The organism is Streptomyces sp. NPDC000941 (assembly GCF_053599555.1).
In genome coordinates this window covers 1-1,865 of the sequence record NZ_JBSFMM010000521.1, presented here as the reverse complement: position 1 = coordinate 1,865, position 1,865 = coordinate 1, and the positions used below count along the sequence as shown (strand labels likewise).

1 protein-coding gene is annotated in these 1,865 nt (G+C 70.7%); it reads left to right on the top strand.

The features are described 5' to 3' along the window. Window positions 1-35: 35 nt before the first annotated feature. Window positions 36-1,865 (top strand): lonely Cys domain-containing protein (locus tag ACWDSL_RS53240; RefSeq protein WP_450496964.1); only part of this gene is annotated, 1,830 nt, incomplete at its 3' end.

Below are 1,865 nucleotides of genomic sequence, written 5' to 3'. Positions count from 1 at the left end.
GCCGGGTGTCGACGGATCCGCCGGAGGTGGGGCTGTTGTTTGACGCGCAAGCGGTGGTGGTGGGTCCGTCCGGGCGGGTGGTGGCGGACGCGCTGCGGCCGTTCGTGGAGTCGTCGTCGGTGGCGCACGCGTTGCTGGACCCGGCGGTGCGGGATGAGTACGGGGCGCTTGGCCCCGAGTCCGAGGGTTTCGGCGGGGTCGCGGCCCGAGGTGCGCCTGGGGTTTCCGGCGCGAACGGTGCCGGATTGTGGGCATTGGCGCCGAAGCTGGTGATGTCCATGCGGGGGGGCTGCATTTCGCGGTTCACCGCGCCGGTTGATCCGCAGACGGCCACACCACCCGTTCCGCTCGCCGTGCGGATTGCCGTGTCTCCGGCGGAGCGGCTGTTGGAGGCTCTGCACGGGCGGGACCTGCGGTTTCGGCGCGGCCGGTTTGACGTGGACGTGGTGGCCCGTCATGTGCTGGGTCTGCCGGAGGGCGCGCCGGTGGATCAGGCGGTGCGTGCGGAGTTGTTCGGGTTGGTGCGGGCCGCCAAGGCGGACGGGCGTGCGGGGAGTCTGGCGGCGCTGGGGGCGTTCCATCTGGAGAAGCTGGGGGCGGCCGGGTCGGCCCAGAGCGGCCACTTCATGCGGGGGGGACACCGGGTTCCGGGTCTGAACTGGCTGGGGCCGGACGCCCTGACGCTGGACACGGACTGGAGCGATGTCCTTACGCCGCAGGCGGACGGTTCCCTGGCGAGCGGTGGCCCCGGGGGGATGACGCCGTGGCCGAAGAGGAAGTGGCCGTACGTCGTCGGGGCCGACTGGCGCGAGGACAAGAAGAAGGTGGTGGTGCGGCTGCCGGACGGTTCGACGCGGGACGCGGACATCGAGGAGTTCGTGGAGCTGGTGGCGGCGGATGTGGCGCGGGCGAAGCTGCCGCCGGGCACCCCGATCGTGGTGGCCGTTCCCTTCCTGGGCCGGTATGGGCCGTTGTTGCAGGAGCTGGCGGAACGTACGGGTCTGGTGGTGTGGCCGCACAGCGGTGAGGCGAGGGTCCGCCCGCTGCCCGGCGGGAAGGGCAGTATCGCCACGGTTGTTGGGCGGCCGGGGGTTCCCAAGGGTGCCTGGGTTCCGCTCCGGCCGGGCCAGGGGCCGGTGTTCGATGAGAGCGTGCCCGACTGGTACCGCGACGTGGTGATGTTCCCGATCGTCAGTGAGATGACCGGGGGGCGGATGGGCGACGCCTCGTTCGAACCCGCCGAGTACGCGCGAAACTTCGAGGAGGGCGACCGCCGCCTCGACCAGATGACGACGTACGTCGACTACAGATTCCACTTGAAGACCATTTCGCCGGAGCAGGATTTGCCGCGTCCGGGTCCCGAGGGCAGTCCGTTCCCCGAGAGCAGCGCGTACCGCATCAGCCTGCATGGCGTGCCGGGCTACATGGTGCTGTCGGTGTGGAGCGGGGACCGCGTGTACAACCGCTTCATCGATGAGAGTGAGGCGGTGGCCTGGGTGAAGTGGCTGGTGTCCCGGCTGCCCTGGAACCGCTGGATCGACTTCGCCTGCTGCTCCCTCGCGTCCCCCAAGGACAGCGACACGCCGGGTCCTCCCGCCCACGGAACCCTCTTCGACCGCAAGGTGTTCGTGGCCGATCCGCTGCGGGAGCTGTCTCTGGGGCAGCACATGGTGAACGGGGCGCGGCGCTGGGCGCGTGTCTCCTACGGCCAGCAGATGGAGACAAAGCTGTCGGCGAACGGCAAGTACGTGCGGACCCTGTTCGCCGATGCCCAGGGGCGGGCCCGGGATTGGGAGCTGCCGCGGCCGGATCCGGAGGGCGCGGAGCTGGACCGGCTTGCGGTGGTGGCCAGGCTGCACTCGGGG